14 protein-coding genes and 1 tRNA gene are annotated in these 17,832 nt (G+C 41.2%); 12 read left to right on the top strand and 3 right to left on the bottom strand.

Translation table 11 applies throughout. The annotated features are described in order from the left end of the window. Positions 1 to 23: 23 nt before the first annotated feature. From DLD82_RS13150 to DLD82_RS13130, 5 genes are all read left to right on the top strand, one after another. A complete protein-coding gene (locus DLD82_RS13150) occupies positions 24 to 440 on the top strand; it encodes a 4Fe-4S binding protein (RefSeq protein ID WP_245920448.1) in 417 nt (138 codons plus the stop codon). Next, positions 433 to 2,202: an aldehyde ferredoxin oxidoreductase N-terminal domain-containing protein gene (locus DLD82_RS13145; protein WP_109941588.1), complete on the top strand. Its 1,770-nt coding sequence runs from the start codon at positions 433 to 435 to the stop codon at positions 2,200 to 2,202. Before DLD82_RS13150 ends, DLD82_RS13145 begins: the two co-directional genes overlap by 8 nt. Before the next feature lie 142 nt (positions 2,203 to 2,344). Beyond that, on the top strand, positions 2,345 to 3,061 hold the full coding sequence (locus DLD82_RS13140; protein ID WP_109941587.1) for an ABC transporter ATP-binding protein: 717 nt from the start codon (positions 2,345 to 2,347) through the stop codon (positions 3,059 to 3,061). Continuing rightward, the gene (locus tag DLD82_RS13135; protein WP_181391438.1) at positions 3,061 to 4,467 is read left to right on the top strand and encodes a hypothetical protein; all 1,407 of its coding nucleotides are present in this window, start codon (positions 3,061 to 3,063) and stop codon (positions 4,465 to 4,467) included. The genes DLD82_RS13140 and DLD82_RS13135 overlap by 1 nt, the downstream gene beginning before the upstream one ends. Before the next feature lie 125 nt (positions 4,468 to 4,592). Then, positions 4,593 to 6,692, top strand: a complete 2,100-nt coding sequence (locus tag DLD82_RS13130; RefSeq protein WP_109941586.1) for a cation:proton antiporter — start codon at positions 4,593 to 4,595, stop codon at positions 6,690 to 6,692. Between the two features lie 85 nt (positions 6,693 to 6,777). Here the strand turns inward: DLD82_RS13130 and DLD82_RS13125 are convergent, their stop codons facing one another. From DLD82_RS13125 to DLD82_RS13115, 3 genes are all read right to left on the bottom strand, one after another. Next, on the bottom strand, positions 6,778 to 7,047 hold the full coding sequence (locus tag DLD82_RS13125) for a type II toxin-antitoxin system RelE family toxin (protein ID WP_109941585.1): 270 nt from the start codon (positions 7,045 to 7,047) through the stop codon (positions 6,778 to 6,780). Then, positions 7,044 to 7,280 (bottom strand): DUF7557 family protein, encoded by a 237-nt coding sequence (locus DLD82_RS13120; RefSeq protein ID WP_109941584.1) that lies wholly within the window; start codon positions 7,278 to 7,280, stop codon positions 7,044 to 7,046. Before DLD82_RS13120 ends, DLD82_RS13125 begins: the two co-directional genes overlap by 4 nt. A gap of 141 nt (positions 7,281 to 7,421) precedes the next feature. After that, positions 7,422 to 7,493, bottom strand: a tRNA-Thr gene (locus DLD82_RS13115). A gap of 248 nt (positions 7,494 to 7,741) precedes the next feature. On the opposite strand from DLD82_RS13115, the gene DLD82_RS13110 reads away from it, so the two are divergent. The 7 genes from DLD82_RS13110 (at position 7,742) to DLD82_RS13080 (ending at position 17,824) form a co-directional block, all read left to right on the top strand. Then, complete coding sequence (locus tag DLD82_RS13110) at positions 7,742 to 9,670, top strand: tetratricopeptide repeat protein (RefSeq protein WP_109941583.1); 1,929 nt, start codon at positions 7,742 to 7,744, stop codon at positions 9,668 to 9,670. A 78-nt stretch (positions 9,671 to 9,748) separates the two neighbouring features. After that, positions 9,749 to 11,599, top strand: a complete 1,851-nt coding sequence (locus DLD82_RS13105; protein WP_109941582.1) for a tetratricopeptide repeat protein — start codon at positions 9,749 to 9,751, stop codon at positions 11,597 to 11,599. Between the two features lie 94 nt (positions 11,600 to 11,693). After that, a complete protein-coding gene (locus tag DLD82_RS13100) occupies positions 11,694 to 12,665 on the top strand; it encodes a replication factor C small subunit (protein WP_109941581.1) in 972 nt (323 codons plus the stop codon). Beyond that, positions 12,646 to 13,155 (top strand): chemotaxis protein CheW, encoded by a 510-nt coding sequence (locus DLD82_RS13095; RefSeq protein WP_109941580.1) that lies wholly within the window; start codon positions 12,646 to 12,648, stop codon positions 13,153 to 13,155. The genes DLD82_RS13100 and DLD82_RS13095 overlap by 20 nt, the downstream gene beginning before the upstream one ends. Beyond that, positions 13,152 to 14,669 carry a CheR family methyltransferase gene (locus tag DLD82_RS13090; protein WP_109941579.1) on the top strand — a complete coding sequence of 506 codons (1,518 nt, stop codon included), beginning with the start codon at positions 13,152 to 13,154 and terminating at the stop codon, positions 14,667 to 14,669. The genes DLD82_RS13095 and DLD82_RS13090 overlap by 4 nt, the downstream gene beginning before the upstream one ends. Before the next feature lie 4 nt (positions 14,670 to 14,673). Then, complete coding sequence (locus DLD82_RS13085; protein WP_109941578.1) at positions 14,674 to 15,243, top strand: chemotaxis protein CheW; 570 nt, start codon at positions 14,674 to 14,676, stop codon at positions 15,241 to 15,243. 106 nt (positions 15,244 to 15,349) lie between these two features. Next, the gene (locus DLD82_RS13080; RefSeq protein WP_109941577.1) at positions 15,350 to 17,824 is read left to right on the top strand and encodes a methyl-accepting chemotaxis protein; all 2,475 of its coding nucleotides are present in this window, start codon (positions 15,350 to 15,352) and stop codon (positions 17,822 to 17,824) included. Positions 17,825 to 17,832: the final 8 nt, after the last annotated feature.

Here is a 17,832-nt window from a genome sequence, read left to right as displayed (position 1 = left end):
ACTTCAAACTTCCATTTCCTCACATGGCAAAAAAGCGGCTCGCCGTCATTGACGCCGACCGTTGTGTCGGGTGCCAGTCCTGTATGTTTGCCTGCACCCGGAGACTGGGCTTTGGTGGAGTTGGCAAATCAGCCATTCATGTCAGTTCAGTTGGCGGAATAGAACGGGGTTTTTCTGTCCGGGTATGCAGAGCATGTCCGGATCCCCCTTGTATCCGTCTCTGTCCTGAAGATGCCCTGGTTCTTCGTCCGGGAGGGGGAGTAATTCTTCATAAGGATAGGTGTACCGGTTGTGGTTCTTGTCTTGATGGGTGTATTATTGGCGCCATTTCCTGGGATAAGGAAGAAAATCATCCGGTCATTTGTATTTATTGTGGTTATTGCGCCAATTATTGTCCTTATGGGGTAATTGAACTACAGGAGGTGAATCCTGATGATTAATGATGCCCTTCTTTCAAAAATTCTGGTAATCAACCTTTCAAAATGGGAATATCATACTCTGGAACGGCCTGAACTATTCAGGGAACGTCTTGGCGGGGCAGGAGTTGCCATACGACTTTTGGATGAGTTTTGTCCGGAAGGGGCAGATCCTCTTGGCCCGGAAAATCCGATAATTCTTTCTGTCGGGGCAGTAACCTCCCTTTTTCCCCTTGCTTCGAAGTGTGTTGCAATGTTTAAATCACCACTGACCGGAAATTTAGGGGAAAGTCATGGAGGTGGAAGAACTCCGTTTGCCATCAGGTCAGCAGGGTATGGTGCAATAGTGATAACCGGGGCAGCATCTCATCCGGTATATCTTTCAATAACAAAAGACGGGGTGGCATTCCGTGATGCCCGTGCTCTTTGGGGAACTGCCAGGAGTGATACGGTTGCCAGGATAATCAGATCAAAAGACGGAACTCCGGGAGCCAGGACTATTCTCCGGATAGGAAGAGCCGGGGAAAATCTTGTAAGATTTGCAAATGTTACTTCAGAGACTTATCGTCATTTTGGCAGGATGGGTCTTGGAGCAGTGTTTGGATCGAAAAAACTAAAAGCTGTTTTGGTATCCGGAGATGAACTCATTTCGGTATCTGACCAGAAAAAATACCGGGAGGTTTATGATACACTTTATGAGCAGGTTACTAAATCGTCTCTCATGCAAAAATACCATGAAATTGGCACTCCGGTGAATGTAAAATCACTTTCTGCCATGGGATCACTTCCGGTAAAAAACCTCACTGAGCAAAGACTGGATAATTCGGATAACCTGTCAGGAGAAGAGTTTGCCAGGCTTTTTTTATCCAGAAGAGTTGCCTGCTCACATTGTCCGGTAAGTTGCATTCATATCGGTCAGATTAGGATTCCATACCCGAACGATCCTTATTTTTTCAAGACAATACCGGTGAGTTATGATTATGAACTCATTTACAGCCTTGGATTTATGCTCGGAGTTTCTGATCCGCAGGATGTTCTCATGTTAATCGACAGTATTGAACAGACCGGTCTTGATGCAATGTCTGCCGGTGTATGTGCAGCCTGGGCTACAGAAGCCATGCAAAATGGTATTATCGGCCCGCAGGAGACCGGAGTAAACCTGAAGTTTGGAGATACTCCTCAATACCTCCAGTTTTTTGAACTTCTGGCAGGACAATCAAATCAATTTTACCGGGATATTGGAAAAGGTGCAGAGTATGCAGCATCACAATATGGTGGGACACAATATGCTCTCTCTTTTGGAAAGAACGAAATGCCCGGATATCATACGGGGCCGGCGACTTATATCGGGTACATTTGTGGTGCACGGCACAGTCATCTTGATAATGCCGGGTACAGTATTGACCAAAAACCTGTAGAAAAATCTCCCGGAACACCTGAAGAAATTGCTGAAGAACTCTACCATGAAGAGGCATACCGCCAGATCTTATCAAGTCTGGTTGTATGTTTTTTTGCCCGTGGTCTTTATTCCAGGGAAGTAATCCGGGAGGTGCTTTCTATCAGTGGAATTGATATGACCATTGAAGAACTGGATATTCTTGGACGGGATATTCTTTATGAAAAATACCTTTTCAAGCTGAGAGAAGGTTTCTCACTAGAACCAGACAAGGTTCAGATTCCATCCCGGATATTTGAACTTTCTTCCGGGAAAGGAATGATCCGTGAAGAAGAGGTAAGACGGGGAGTTGCGAGATATAAATCCTTGCTAGAAGAAAAATCTCCCTGATTTTATTACTATTACCCAAGAAAAAAATTAATCATATCCCGAGCAAAAGAAGTCCTTTGAGTCAATTGAAACTATCGGATTATTGATAATTGATATAACAATTAAACAGATGGCCTTGATTATTACGAGTTGGAGGAAATAAGTGGCACCGGTAATTATCACAGATAACCTTGGAAAAAAATATGGAGATCTGGATGCAGTTAACAGGGTAAATTTTTCTGTTCGTGAAGGTTCATTATTCGGTCTTTTAGGTCCAAACGGTTCAGGAAAGACAACCATGATTAAGATGCTGACCGGACAAATCCTCCCTTCCTCCGGGAAAGGATATGTACTTGATATTGATGTCACATCAGATCCGGTAGAGGTTAGAAGATCGGTCGGAATAGTTCCGGAACAGGAGACTCCTCCGAGTTTTCTGACCGTTATGGAGTACCTGGAATTTGTGGGAGAGATAAGAAAGATCCCAGATCTAGAGAAAAAAATTTTATGGTGGCTTGAATTTCTGGACTTTGGCGATAAAAGAGATGTTCTCTGCAAAGATCTATCCCGGGGAACAAGACAAAAACTGATGCTGACCCAGGCATTTATTCATGAACCAAAACTGGCACTGATTGACGAACCACTCATCAATTTTGATCCGATAATGCAGACAAAGGTAAAAGAATTCTTTGTTTCGTATGTACATCAGGGCAATACGCTTTTTTTATCGACTCACCTGCTTGAGACCGCCGAAGAAATATGCACTGATATTGCAATCCTGCATAAAGCAAACCTGCTATTTTGCGGAACAATACATGAGGTATTAGAAAAGAGCGGGCATCTTCCAGAATTTTTCCTCTCCCTGGTCAGGAGTAACTAATGTCCGGACTTTTTTTAAATATGATGAAAGAGGAGTGGAGAATTCATTCCACCATGTTCGGAAGTCTGAACTTTGCATTATTTCCGGTACTAATCCTTGCTATGGGATTTATGGGGACATTTCTTATTCCCCTTATTGGGAATACCATGCCCCTTTCTGACCTCGTAATTATTATTCATGCAAATTACCTGATGCTCGGAATCATGGTAGGAGCATTCGGTCTTCTTGGAAATGAGGTAATGAATAGGCGGTTTGGACAGGCAAGTCTTCTTGCATATTCTGCCCGGACGCTTCCATTAACTCCCCGGTATATCTTCACCATTTTTGTGCTCAAGGATACCTTGTATTATTTCATTCTCTGGATACTACCGCTCGGAGCAGGATTTCTTATAGGGTCATTTCTTACCGGCATTCCTGTGATTATACCAATCAGATTACTGGTGTCACTTACATTCTCATTTCTGACAGGTATGTCCTTTGTATTCCTTTTGTCGACAATATATGAACGATCTGCCCGGGTACTTGGTGTCCTGCTGATTGTTACAGGTCTTTGTTGTATTGTTCTGATATTTCTAACCGGGCAAAATCCTGCATCATTCTTTCCGCCTCTTCTCCTTTTTCACCATTTTTCCATTCTATCATTCATTGGATCCTTTTTCGTGATTATTTTCCCATTTATCGCTGCGTTGCTTCTCTATTCTCCGGATATCAAGGCTACAGAAAAAGTATATCACAGCAGGATGAAGCCACTCATCAGAAGTCTGAAATGGTTTCCCAATCCCGCACTTGCAGCAAAGGACATGATTGATTTATGGCGGAGCGGTAGTGTAATAGGGCAGTCAATTTTCTCTTTCCTGCTTCCTCTTGTGATTATCTGGTTTTTTCTATCTCTTCTTGATGAATATGTCTCAATTCTACCGTTACTCTTTACTTTTGCAATGATTACCGGAATTATCGCCTCGACGATGTATACCTGGCTTACGATGTTTGACTCCTTTAGTGTCTATGCATTATTACCTGTAGATGTTCCAGATGTTATCACCAGTAAAATTACTTCTTTTTCCCTGCTCCAGATAATTCCGGCAATTTTTATCTCGTGCATATGTGTCCTTTCCGGAGAAATTTTTTATCTTCTGCCGGTTCTGGTTCTGACTCTTTCGGTTTCCTATTATGTCCTGGGGGTTACAATCTGGCTTACCGGTCTGTCTCCGAGCGTCCTGGTATATAGTGCCAGGGTGATGGTGCAATATTTCCTGTTAATCGGGGTCGCTATGGCAATATTTGGGTCTTTAACCTCGTTTGAACCCTGGTTCGGGATTGTGTCGGTGTTCCTATTTATTCCGGCATATGTGTTCATCAGGATGGGTTTTCGGAGATGGGACCGGGTTGAACAGGGGATTTTTTAATTTATACCATTTTTGTCGGATATACGTCTTGAACAAGAGCAGTATAACCAAATTTATTGGACTGGTGTCTTACCCGATGTATCTTATCGAATAATTTCCTATATATCTGGACAGGCCCGGAAATAATGTATGAAAATCTGATTATAGCAAATGAGATAATAATCATTTCACTCCTTCTTGTAGCAATTTCCGCTTCTTTGATATTGCGGCATCTGAAGTTGCCATATACGATTGGTCTAGTTATTATCGGATTTATCTTCGCTGAATTTATCGTTCCACATATTACGGCTTTAAAAACAATCGGCCCATACCTTCCGGCAGATGAAATTATTCTCTATATATTTCTCCCGCCCCTGATTTTTGAATCGGCAATATCTCTTAATACCCGTCTTTTTTCAAGAAATATAATTCCGATTTTAAGTCTTGCAATCTTCGGAGTTGTCATCTCCGGATGTATCATCGGGTACATGGTATCATGGTATTTTGCAATTCCTCTTCTATTTGCACTCCTGTTTGGGGCCTTAATCTCCTCAACCGATCCGGTGGCAGTCATTTCAATATTTAAAGAGATAGGCGTTCCAAAACGTCTGCAAAGTTTTGTTGAAGGAGAAAGCCTTCTGAATGATGCTGCATCAATCATCATGTTCCAGCTTGTTCTCTTTCTTATCGCTGAACCAATTATCAAAAATGAAATGAGTATGCTTGATACATCATTTCTTTTCATCAACAATCTTTCAATTTCGTTTATCGGAGGAATGAGTATCGGTATCATCGGTGGACTCATTCTCCGGATGATAATGAAGAGAACTCCGCTCTATTCTCATGTTCATCATACGATAACCCTTGTTGCAGCGTATCTTGTTTACCTGATTGGAGATGAGTCCGGGTTTTCCGGCGTCATTGCGGTTGTGGCCTGTGGGATTCTTGCCGCACGTGCTTCCTCTGACTGGATGGGACCGGACCAGAGAGAAGAACTTACCATGTTCTGGGAATACATTGGGTACCTTGCAAATAGTCTAATCTTCCTGCTGGTCGGTATAACAATAGCATCTATCAAGGATTTGTCAGTTCTCCTAAAAGGAGGAATATTGGGGGTTTTATTCCTTGTTATAGTTGTACTTGTTGCACGGTTTATCCCGGTCTTTAGTATCTTCGGGATTTATAATGTTTTTACTAAAAACCGTGTTTCTCTCTCATATCAGACGCTCTGTTTCTGGGGAGGTCTCCGGGGTGCGGTCGCCATTGCTCTTGTCCTTTCTATTCCACCTTCTCTTCCATTCAGAGGACTCATTATGGCGTTCACCGTTACCATTGTTCTGTTTACAATTTTTGTCCAGGGAATAACTATCGGACCTCTTATCAGGATTCTTGGACTTGGACAAAGTAAAGAAGTAAACAGGTTTCATAATCTTTTTGCAGATCTTTTTACCGCAAGGGCAGCTGGTTCAGCTATTGAGAGTTCGGCTTTGAATGGAGTCATAAATCAGACAATTCTTGATGAATGTAAGAGAGAATACTCAGGAAATATTAGAAAACTTGAAGAATCTCTCATGAAATTTTGGGAGGAGATTCACCAGGGTCCTCATCATATTACTGTTATCAGGCTATTCTGGTCTGAAGCACTTCGTTACGAACAAAAACTTTATCGGCGTTTATATGATGACAGGCTTATTCTTCCCCTCGTTTATAGCGAATTACAGGATATCTGTACTGTCCGGGAAGAATCAATTCAGTCTGGGAAATACCCGGACGATGACTTGGTTTACCCTTCCGGTTCACGGTTATATAAAAAATTAATTGATACCTTTCTGTATTCTTTTCCGGATAACCGGATATCAGTAAATATCCGGAAAAGAAGAGAAATACGCCGGATATTTATCGCCATTGCAACTGCCATAGCAGCAAATGCAACCATCCGGTATCTTGAAAGGCTATCTTCAGGAACCTGTATTGATACCAATGAGATCTCTGATATTTTTCACTATTACCAGAAGATGGAAGATAAATCAATGAGTTATCTTCAATCTGAATCTGTAATCTGCTCTGAAAATATGGTAAAAGTAAGTCGTTATCTGGCCGGACGAACTGCAGGTTCAGGGATAATTTCAGTCCTCCGGCAATATCTTGATGAAGGGATAACAGATGAAAAAAATGTTATGCTGCGTATTAATCAGGTTATCCGGGAAAAAATGAAGGCAGGAAAAGAGATTTACTCTGAATATTGATTATCCTTTTTTCCATAAAAAACCGGATCTATTAAGAGGGTAAAACCTTCAAATCGAATCAGGTTTTTCATGGAAAAAGATACGGTTAATTTTTTCGATATATTGGTTTATGCAGACCTGCTTCAACCACGTAGATAATGAGTTGTTTATTTTGAATAGAAAGGATAACCCGATATCCACCAACATGAAGAGAATGAAATGGTGATTTGTCTGACCCTTCTAACTTTTGAACCTTTGACCCGGGATTAATTTTTAATTCACTAATAGTCCGGATTATTTCTTGAGCGATAGGTAACGGGATTTTTTTAAGATTTCTTTTCGCTTTATTAGAATAATTTATTTGAAAATCAGTCATTCAACCCCAAATTCTTTCATTATTTCTTCTTCGGTGTGAACCCTTCCGGCTTTAATATCTTCCAGTGCTTCTTCAATTCCTGCTATCTCTTCGGGCGAAAGGGGATTAGGATCAATGGCACAGGTGATTAAGCGTTTTATAATATCATTGTAAGATTCCTTAGGATACTGTTTAAGTGACTTGAGCTGATCCTTTACAACCTTCTCAATATAGATGGTGGATGCTTCGGCCATAGATATATATTAGCACCTATAGGTATTGATAGTATCGACAATATCAGATATTCACGGCATGAAAATATGACATATGCACTGTTAAAAAAGACGTTCAATTCGTGCCCTTATTATGCTTGGAGACTTGAACTTTTGTTAGTAAGCCGCTGGAGGGACTTGAACCCTCGACCTGCTGATTACGAATCAGCCGCTATACCGCTAAGCCACAACGGCGTGCCCTTAATATACGTATGATATCTATAAAATAATATCCCATTTTCCGGAAAAAATCACTTTTGAATATTATTCTAAAAAATATAGACAATTAAATAAATATCGGGATTCAATTTAGTTTAAACAAAAAATCGGGGACCCGGGATTTATTTTCTTATTGAAATAAATAATGCCTGGCAAAAAAAAATTTCATTTATAAACCTTGTAATAAGAAACTATTTCTCTCACGATTAAGTGATATATATGGCATGAAGATCGGAATAATAATCCCGGTTCTTACGTTATTATTCTTATCTGCTCTTACGGCTGGAGTAATGGCAGAAGAAGAAAACAGTACCGAAACGGGATGGTACGATCAGGGACAAACCGCTTTTGATAATGAAAATTACGAAGAGGCTGTCACTGCTTTTATAAAGGCATCAGAAGAAGAACCTGAAAATGGTGAGATATTTTTCAAATTAGGTAATGCTTATGTCATGACCGGAGATTTGGAATCTGCTCTCTATGCATATCAGAATTCAACTAACCTCAACCCGGAAAACGGGCCTGCATGGGGTAACATGGGGTACATCTATCTCATCGGGAAAGAAATCCCTGACCCGGTATCTGCCCTTGATGCACTGACAAAGGCAGTTGAATATACAACTGATGATCCCGGAATCTATGTAAATAAGGGTATTGCTCATCTCCTGAACACCGAATCTGAACTGGCTCTTGAATCATTTAACAAGGCAATTGAACTGAATCCTGAAGGAGCTCGTGCATATTATTGGAAGGGAATTACTCAGTCAGACCTGGGGGTGCCTGAAGAAGCACTTGAATCCTATGATAAAGCCATCGAAATTAATCCACAGTTCAAGGATGCTCTGTATGCAAAAGGTATTGCAGAGAGTGCACTTGGTAAATTCGATGAAGCTGAAGCAACCTTTAATGAAGTTCTTACCATCGAGGGAGATTACTCTGAACCATTCCTGACCGTTGGCAGCGATTCAGACGTATGGGACCGAAAGGGTCGTATCTTCTTTGAAGTCCGGAACAATCCGGATGAAGCATTGGTTGCATTTAACAAGGCTGTTGAACTCAACCCGGAAAATGCCAATGCACTGTATTACAAGGGAAGAGTACTTTATGATCAGGATGACCTTTCCGGAGCAATGTCTGCTTTAGATGCAGCAATTGCAGCAGATCCAACCATGGGTATTGCACATTACTGGAAAGGACAGGTATACATTGATCAAAGTGACCGGTCCGGTGCAATATCAGAATTCAGAACTGCCACTGAGTTAAATCCGGGTCTTGCTGATGCATGGTATTACCTCGGAGGATTACTGAGTGATGAAGGATCCTATGAGGAAGCTTCGGTAGCTCTTGAAAAAATGATTGAATTACGGCCTGATCTTGCTGACCCGTATTACCTGAGAGGTCTGAATGAGTATCAGCTTGGAAATTACCAGAACGCAACAGACTCTCTTGAACAGGCAACAGTTCTGAATTCAACCCAGATGACTGAAGATGACCTGTCTAAGGCATTTTACACCCTCGGATTATCCCGTGTACAAAATGACGACAAGCAGGGGGCTTCTGAAGCCTTTGCAGAATCTGTTTCAATTAATGAAACCAATCCGGTTGCATGGAATGACTACGGAGTTGTTCTGAATGAACTGGAGAGTTACGAAGAAGCATTAAAGGCCTTTGAAGAGGCGATTACTCTAAAGGGAGATTCAGCAGAATATTACTATAATCAGGGGACAGCACTGAAAAACCTTGATAAGACTGAAGAAGCAATCGCATCCTTTGACAAGGCAATTGAGATTGAACCAGGTCAGCGTGCGTATCTTGCAAAAGGTATCGCCCAATTAAGTCTTGGAGAGTTTGAAGAAGCTCAAAAAACCTTTGAAGCTGGTATTGACCTTGATGATACAAAGGCAGATCTCTGGGCACAAAAAGCATTTGTACTCTATAAACAGGGTAAAATGGACGAGGCACTTGCCGCAGTTGATAAGGCTCTCTCTCTGGATGAGACCTGGCAGTATGCTATTGAGCTGAAGGCGTTAATTGAAAACCCTGAAGCAGGGAATGAAACTGCCCTCTCACCGGGTGATGAGTCAGAATCCGAAGAACCAACCCTTGAAGAGAATAATATGACCGAAGAGGAATCTTTGGTCAATTCCAACTAATTCTTTTTTTCCCCAAAGTTCAATTAATTGCCATGCTGATAGGTACAATACTACAGGAGCGGGGACGCTGCCTGATTCATGGTTCATATGCAAACACGGGAAAAAGAACTCATTATGCTTCGTGCAATTCATCATGCACAGCAAGGAGAGTATGATAAAGCGATTGCCTGTATTCAGTTAATTATCAATGATGAACCAAATGACAGTACTGCCTGGTTTAACAAGGGTCACACACTCAGACTTGCCGGAAGAATAGAAGAAGCCGATGAGTTATTGAAAAATTTGCATGAAGAACATCCTGATAGAGCGGATATCTGTTTTGAACTTGGATTACTTGCAAAAGTGTCTGAGAATCTGAATGAAGCCGAAGATTTTTTTTTAAAATGTATCCATTTAGAACCTTTATCATCTGAACCCCGGGTTGAATTAGGTTCCCTCTTTTATAAAAACCAAAACTTTGAGAAAGCGAAGAAATATTTTGCCGATGCTCTTGTTTTTGATCCCGGAAACATTTCGGTAATGCTCCATCTTGGTCTGATTGCTCAAAAATTAGGGAAATTCGAAGAGGCTGAACGCTGGTTTTATGAGAGTTCAGAGCATGATTCATCAGATACTGAAACCTGGTATAATCTGGCACGTTTGTATGAGGAACAAGGGCGGAAAAGTGATGAAATTGCCTGTTATGACAAACTAATTGCACTGGACCCTGAACAATTGGTGCCCTGGCTGAAAAAAGGACTCTGCTATCTCATATCTGATGAGCTGACAAAATCCATTGCATGTTTCCGGATGGCAACCCATCTTGACTCTGACAGCCATCTCCCATATCTTCTCTCCGGTCTTGTTTATTCAATTCTGGATAAAAATGAGGAAGCGGTTAAATCACTTGAAACTGCGGTTTCATTATCTGACGGGCCTGAAGTAATGCTGCAGTATGGAAGAGCCCTTGGTGCTTGTGAACAATATGAAAAAGCATTGCAGGTTTTTTCAGATATTATTCGTTCTCATCCGGAAAACCGTGCAGCGGCAGAAGGATATGCCCGGTCATTATACCTGCTCCGTCGGTATGACGAGGTTGCTTCGTTTTGTTTGCTTCAAATGGAATTAGATCCGGAAAACCCTTTCTGGGTAACTACCTATGCACGGGTGCATGGGTGGCATCTTGGTGAAACTGACAAGGCAATAGTTGCCTTACAGGAGGGAATGAATCAGATTCCCGGTCTTCAGATTCCAATCGTTCTGTCGGATCTTCTGGTTTTTTCCGGACGCACAAAAGAAGCACGAGAACTTTTATTATCACTTGAATCAGAACATCCACAGGATTGCCAGGTACTGTCCCGTCTTTCGTCTTTACTTGCACAGATGAAAGAATTTGAACAATCTATCCGGTATTTTGACAAACTTATTGAGCAGCAGCCACATGACTCAAATCTTGTTTATCTTGCCGGTCAGGCATGTGAACAATCCGGAGATCCTGATAGGGCCCTTGTTTTATATACTGATGCAATTACGAAAATGCCTGAAAATCCGGAGATCTGGTTGTCGAGAGCACGGGTATTGATGGACCTTGGATTTTATCAGGATGCTGCATTCAGTGCTGCACAGGCTGCAGATATCAGGCCGGACTGGTATGATGCATTTCTTCTCAAGGGTATGGCTGAAATACACACTGAAGACTATGCTAATGCACGAAAAAGTCTGACCTGCGCTACGACACTGGACCGGAAAAATCCGGAAGCCTGGGGTTATCTGGGTGATGCTTTGTATTTATCGGGAGAAAAACCCGCCGCAAAAATCTGTTATGAACGGGCCCTCGCACTTGATCCTGAAGATACACGATTTGTTGTCCGGTATAGGGCCTGTCTGGAAAAATTAGTATTGGACAGGGTGACTAAAGAAGAATCTATATTGAATGAAAATTTGAAATAAGTATGAGAATAACGTATCCGTCAGATTTGATAGAGCAATCAGGTATAATGGATTCTTATAATTTATAACAATAAAATTTGAGGTTTTGTAATAAATGGACGAAACACATGCGATATGGATTGAAAAATACCGGCCACACCACTTGTCTGATATTATTGGCCAGCCTGAGATAATTGAGCGATTAACATCATATGTGGCAAAACATGAAATGCCGCATCTGCTTTTTACAGGGAACGCAGGGACAGGAAAAACAACCGCTGCTGTTGCTCTAGCCAGAGAATTTTTTGGTGATGACTGGCAGATGAATTTTCGTGAATTAAATGCATCAGATGAACGTGGGATTGATGTTGTCAGGAACCAGATCAAACAATTTGCCAGAACTTCGCCGTTTGGTGGTTCAACATTTAAAATACTCTTTTTGGACGAGGCTGATGCACTGACTTCAGATGCCCAGTCGGCTCTCAGGCGTACCATGGAAACCTATGCACAGACCTGCAGGTTTATTCTTTCCTGTAATTATTCGGCAAAAATCATAGATCCTATCCAGAGTCGTTGTGCAATCTATCGGTTCAGACCCCTTGGAAAACAGGCTGTGGCAGAAATGGTTCATCGTATTGAAAAAGATCAGAACCTGACTGTTTCTGAAGAGGTCATTAATGCAATCTTTTACATTGCCCAGGGAGATATGCGAAAAGCCATAAATGCATTACAGGGTGCAGCAATTCTTGGCAGAGAGATAAGTCCTGATATGATATATGCAATAACGGCTACAGCTAGACCGGAAGAGATAGATGACCTGATTGAACTTTGTCTTGCCGGTAATTTTCCCGGAGCAGGAGGGACCCTTGCATCCCTTCTTCATGACCGGGGGATTGCTCCACAGGAATTGATAGGTCAGCTCTATCGGGCAATAATGAAACGGGATTTACCTGAAAATATCAAGGTACGACTTATTGATTCTCTTGGAGAAACTGATTTCCGTCTTTCCGAGGGAGCTGGTAGTGACATTCAGATGCAGTCTCTTATCGCAAAATTTGTGATGTACGGTGGAAAAAACACACGATAATAATAAAGAAGACATAACCGATATTTGTGAGCAGAAACCGGAGAATCTTCTGCTGTTTACTGTCAATGATATCAGGTTTGCGATTCCTGCAGGAATTATAGACCATGTTATCAGGATGGTGGAGATAACTCCTCTGCTACATGCTCCTCCTGGTGTTGTCGGAATTATTAATTATCATGGTCAGATTTTACCGGTTTTTTCCCTCCGGACTTTTCTTCACTTCCCTGATAAAGTAATAAAACCCTCTGATTTTTTACTTATTACCCGGAAAACCCGAAATATTGCAATTATTGCGGAATTTATCGGAGAAGTATTCAGCCCTATAAAGGATATTGTATCTCCTGGTTCTATTATCCCAGGTATATCCGGATTATCCGGAGTTTATCAATGTAATGATGGACTTTTGGTTATTACCTGTCCTGAAGACTTTTTAACCAGTGAAGACGAAGAGAGTCTTCAAAAATTGTATGAATCCCTGGTGGCGATATGAATGAGTTTGTGGATAGTACAATCATACAGACAATAAAAGATCTTATCATTTCACATACCGGGATTTTGTTTAATGAACGTCACGAACAGGATCTGGTCCGTCATATTATCCGGACATGTGAAGAGATTGATGTTCCGGTAGATTCATGCATACACAAATTATCAGACAAAACGTTCACCCAGCATTTTTTAGAAAAAATTATTAAACGTATAACGATTGGGGAAACTTACTTTTTTCGGGATAAAAACCTGTTCTTATATCTTAAAGATATCCTTCTGCCAGATTTGATTCGTGAGCGACGAAAAACTAACAAACTCTATTTACGGATATGGAGTGCTGCTTGTAGCAGCGGAGAAGAGCCGTATTCCCTGGCAATCCTTCTCCGGTATCTGCTTTTGGATATCGCTGACTGGGATATTTACTTACTTGCAACTGATATAAACCAGGGAATGATTGATCGGGCATTAACAGGTGAATACTCACGTTGGTCTTTTCGCGATGAACCATTGGTCTCTATCGGGCAGTATTTTACCCCGACGCCTGATAACAGATTAAAGATTGATGAATGCATTAAATCTATGGTCCGGTTTGAATGTAGGAATTTAATCCAGGATTCTTTTATGTATCATTCACTCGGTCCCTCCTCCCTGGACATTATTCTCTGTCGGAATGTCCTCATGTATTTCTCTCCTTCCCAGGCACAGGGAGTTGTTTTACATCTTGCTGAAACTTTACGAAATGATGGTTTTCTCATTGTTTCTCCCCAGGAAATTGGCATTATTAATAATCCATATCTTAATCTGTTTCACCACGGGCAGGTTTTCCTCCATGTAAAAGGTAAAAAACAATTAAAAGAAGCTGAAATTCATATTAATAGTCCAAAGCCAGAAAGCGTTTCTGATTTTCACCAAATTGAATTTCTTCACAACGAACATGAAGATTCTTTTTATGAATTGACGTCAGAAAAGAAATATCCGGAATTAGGTTTTGTCAAACCTTCAAAACTTCCGGCTAATCCTGAACTGGAAAAAAATTTATTTGATGCACTTATTACTGAAAACAGACTGGATGATGCGGGAGAAATTGTCAATCAAAAGGGTTTTTTATCCGGATATGGAGATGTAACCCGGGAGATGGGAATTCTGATTAAAGCATATGCAGGACTTGGAGATTACGAGAAAGCCCTTGGATGGAGTGATCGGTTGATATCTCAGGATCCATTAAATCCAAAACCATATCTCATAAAAGCAGCAGTTCTGGATGAAAACGGATTCAGAGACCATGCAATTCAATTACTGCGCCAGTCTTTATATGCGGACCCTGATTATCTCCCTGCACATCTTTCCATAGCTGGTATTTATATGAATCTTGGGAAATCAGACCTTGCACGTCATCATTATAGCATTGCAATTCAGATTCTTGAAACAATGCCTGAGATACAGGTGCTGGAAGAAACCGAAGGAATCCCTGCGGATAAAATGAAAGATATGATCCGGATTCTCTTAAAGGAATGATTGTATGAATTGGGAAGAAAAAGAAAGCAATGTGGATACCAGTGCACTCACTGATTATGAGTCCGGTTTATTAAAGGAGCGGGCGAAATCCCTGGCAGTTCCCTTTATTACCGATTCACTGCAGCAAAACCCAATTGACATTCTGGAGTTTTTTCTAAGTGGAGAGCGATATGCTCTCCCGATGCAGTATGTCAGGGAAGTGACTCTTTTGAGGCATCTCTCTCCTCTTCCCGGAACACCTGATTTTATTCTTGGCATAATCAACGTCAGAGGAAAAATCATTTCAGTAACGGATCTGAGGGTCTTTTTTCATCTCCCTCGTAAAGGTCTTTCAGATTATAATAAAATTATCATCCTATCCGGAAAAGGGATGGAATATGCGGTCCTAGCAGATCAGGTCGCAGGAGTAAAATCCATGGACCTGAACCTTTTGTCCCATCCGCCTGATATCCTTCGAGGCACGGAAAAGGATTTTCTTTCCGGGGTATTTCCTGGCCCGGTTATTCTCATCAATGCTGAATTGTTACTCACGGATAAACGATTAATAGTTCAAAGTTCAGCTATCCGGATATGAATCCTTCAAAAAAAAGAAAATTTTTTGGGGATGAATTTTATTTGAAAGATACATATAGAATAAATATGGACCCTTGGAAAAAAATCTAAAGATATGAGGTGAAATCATGAGTGTGAGTTCAATATTAAATAATATTACAATCGGGAAAAAATTACTTGGAGGATTTATAATTGTTATCTTTCTTATGTCGCTGGTTATTGTGGCATGTCTACTTAGTATAAATTCTCTCTCTAATGATGTAAATAACATTTATTACAACGAGGCTTTGCCTATATTTGAGACTGGGAATGTGGAAGCAAAGCTCAATTCTATCCGTTCGCTGGTTTTCCGTTCTATTGCCATTCCAGAAGAACGGGATACCGATTATGAGCGCATGCTTTCAGAAATTGCTGATATTGATCTGATCCTGAGTGAATTAACGAGAGGATATGAGGGTGAAAATCAAAAGGATATTTTTTCAACATTTGAAACGCAGTGGGCCCAGTATAAAGCTGCCTCATTAAAGGTATACGAACTTGAAAAACTGGGAAAAGAAAAAGAAGCCCGGGTATCGGTGATGGACGGAGGAGAACATGCTACAATCAGACGTGCCACTGAGTCCACATTTGCTGACCTTCATACACTCCTCCTTACTGAGGCTAAGGAAACACTTCAGGTATCTGAAGAAGAAATGGCCCATTTATATCTTATTATTGTAATATTTGGCTCTTTAATAATACTCATATCTTTAATAATTGCATACCTTCTCACCCATTCTATTACCCGGCCTCTTGAAGAAGTTATGGACGTTGCTAACCGGATTGGTCAGGGTGATAGTAATGCGAGATGTTCTTTTTCCCGGAGTGATGAAATCGGTGTAATGGGATTAGCAGTTGATAAAATGGGAAATACTATCTCGGAACTGGTGAATGATGCAATCAGTTTGTCAGATGCCTCAGTCCGTGGAGAAATGTCTTACCGCGTTGATCCAGATAAACATGAGGGCGATTTCCGGAAAATTATCGTCGGGATGAATGATTCACTTGCAGCATATGCAAATCCTTTACGTATAACTGCAGGTTATATCAATGAAATCACACATGGCACCATCCCATCCCCAATAGAAACTCCTTTTACTGGTTCTTTTGAAGAAATACGTGAAAATCTGAATGAACTGGTTGTCATATTAAACCAGAGAAATAAGGACATAGAACTTTTAATCTCCAATGGTATTGCAGGGAAACTGGATTTTCGAATAGAAACTTCAAAATATTCTGGGTACAGCAGGGATATGTTCAATGGGATCAATGAGATGCTGGATTCAATAATTGGTCCTCTTAATATGGCTGCAGAATATGTAGAACGTATCTCCAACGGTGATATTCCCGATTTAATAACAGAAGAATACCGGGGCGACTTCTCTCTTATAAAAAATAATCTGAATCATTGTATCGATGCCATCAATCTGATGATATCTGATGCAAATGCCCTTTCAGAAGCGGCGATTGAAGGAAAACTGAATATTCGTGCTGATGCATCCAGGCATCAGGGCGATTTCAGACGAATCATTGAAGGAGTAAATTATACTCTAGATGCGGTGATTGAACCGATTCACGAAGCAATGCGTGTTTCAGAAGAGTATTCAAAAGGGAATTTTACTTCCCGGGTTGATGAAAACCTGAAGATGCAGGGGGAGTATCTCTCCTTTAAGGAGGCCCTGAACAGGACCGGCATTGAACTCTCCAGAATGATGACCATCATCAATGATGAATTATACCAGGGAGTAAATGTACTTTCATCTGCTTCTTCGGAAATACTTTCAGTTACGGCCCAGTTATCATCAAGCACTGCTGAAACTGCATCTGCAGTAAACGAGACATCTGCAACGGTTGAGGAAGTCAGAAAAACCACGGAAGTTACAAATCAGAAGGCAAAAGCGGTATCTGAAAAAGCCCAGGCAGTAAACCAGGTGGTAAAAACCGGTCAGTCTTCAGTTGAGGAGATCAGTACCGGGATGACGCATATTAATCAGCAGATGGAATCAATCGCATCCAATGTTATCAGGTTGTCTGAACAAAGTCAGGCAATTGGTGAGATTATTGTGAGTGTTACTGATATTGCTGAACAATCCAATCTTTTAGCGGTGAATGCCTCTATTGAGGCAGCAAAAGCCGGAGAATTTGGAAAAGGGTTCGGTGTTGTGGCACAGGAGATTAAAACTCTTGCAGAGCAATCAAAGCAGGCAACCACTAATATCCGGAATATACTGACTGACATACAGCGTGGTATCAGTTCTACGGTGATATCCACAGAGCAGGGAACCAAAACGGTAGCAACCGGGATGAAACTGACAACTGAAGCGCAGGAGGCAATATCGGTTCTTTCACAGAGTATCATTGATGCTGCACGGGCATCGGTTCAGATAACTGCTTCGAGTCAGGAACAGGTTGTTGGAATGGATCAGATCTCCATTGCCATGGAGAATATCCGGACTGCAGCACAAAATAACCTGGAAGTAACAAGGCATGTAGAGAAGACAGCTCGCGATCTGCATGACCTTGGAAATAGTCTGAAAGAAATTACCGAACGATTCAGGGTCTGAAAACTATC

The organism is Methanospirillum stamsii (assembly GCF_003173335.1).
GTDB classification, from domain to species: domain Archaea; phylum Halobacteriota; class Methanomicrobia; order Methanomicrobiales; family Methanospirillaceae; genus Methanospirillum; species Methanospirillum stamsii.
Note: the sequence above shows the minus strand (reverse complement) of the source record. Positions and strands in the feature narration are given on the sequence as shown.

Coding starts and splice junctions, on each gene's coding strand:
- DLD82_RS13080 (WP_109941577.1), top strand. CDS start 15,350: ATGAGTGTGAGTTCAATATTAAATAATATTACAATCGGGAAAAAATTA.
- DLD82_RS13150 (WP_245920448.1), top strand. CDS start 24: ATGGCAAAAAAGCGGCTCGCCGTCATTGACGCCGACCGTTGTGTCGGG.
- DLD82_RS13085 (WP_109941578.1), top strand. CDS start 14,674: ATGAATTGGGAAGAAAAAGAAAGCAATGTGGATACCAGTGCACTCACT.
- DLD82_RS13090 (WP_109941579.1), top strand. CDS start 13,152: ATGAATGAGTTTGTGGATAGTACAATCATACAGACAATAAAAGATCTT.
- DLD82_RS13135 (WP_181391438.1), top strand. CDS start 3,061: ATGTCCGGACTTTTTTTAAATATGATGAAAGAGGAGTGGAGAATTCAT.
- DLD82_RS13130 (WP_109941586.1), top strand. CDS start 4,593: ATGTATGAAAATCTGATTATAGCAAATGAGATAATAATCATTTCACTC.
- DLD82_RS13120 (WP_109941584.1), bottom strand. CDS start 7,280: ATGGCCGAAGCATCCACCATCTATATTGAGAAGGTTGTAAAGGATCAG.
- DLD82_RS13105 (WP_109941582.1), top strand. CDS start 9,749: ATGGTTCATATGCAAACACGGGAAAAAGAACTCATTATGCTTCGTGCA.
- DLD82_RS13145 (WP_109941588.1), top strand. CDS start 433: ATGATTAATGATGCCCTTCTTTCAAAAATTCTGGTAATCAACCTTTCA.
- DLD82_RS13110 (WP_109941583.1), top strand. CDS start 7,742: ATGAAGATCGGAATAATAATCCCGGTTCTTACGTTATTATTCTTATCT.
- DLD82_RS13125 (WP_109941585.1), bottom strand. CDS start 7,047: ATGACTGATTTTCAAATAAATTATTCTAATAAAGCGAAAAGAAATCTT.
- DLD82_RS13100 (WP_109941581.1), top strand. CDS start 11,694: ATGGACGAAACACATGCGATATGGATTGAAAAATACCGGCCACACCAC.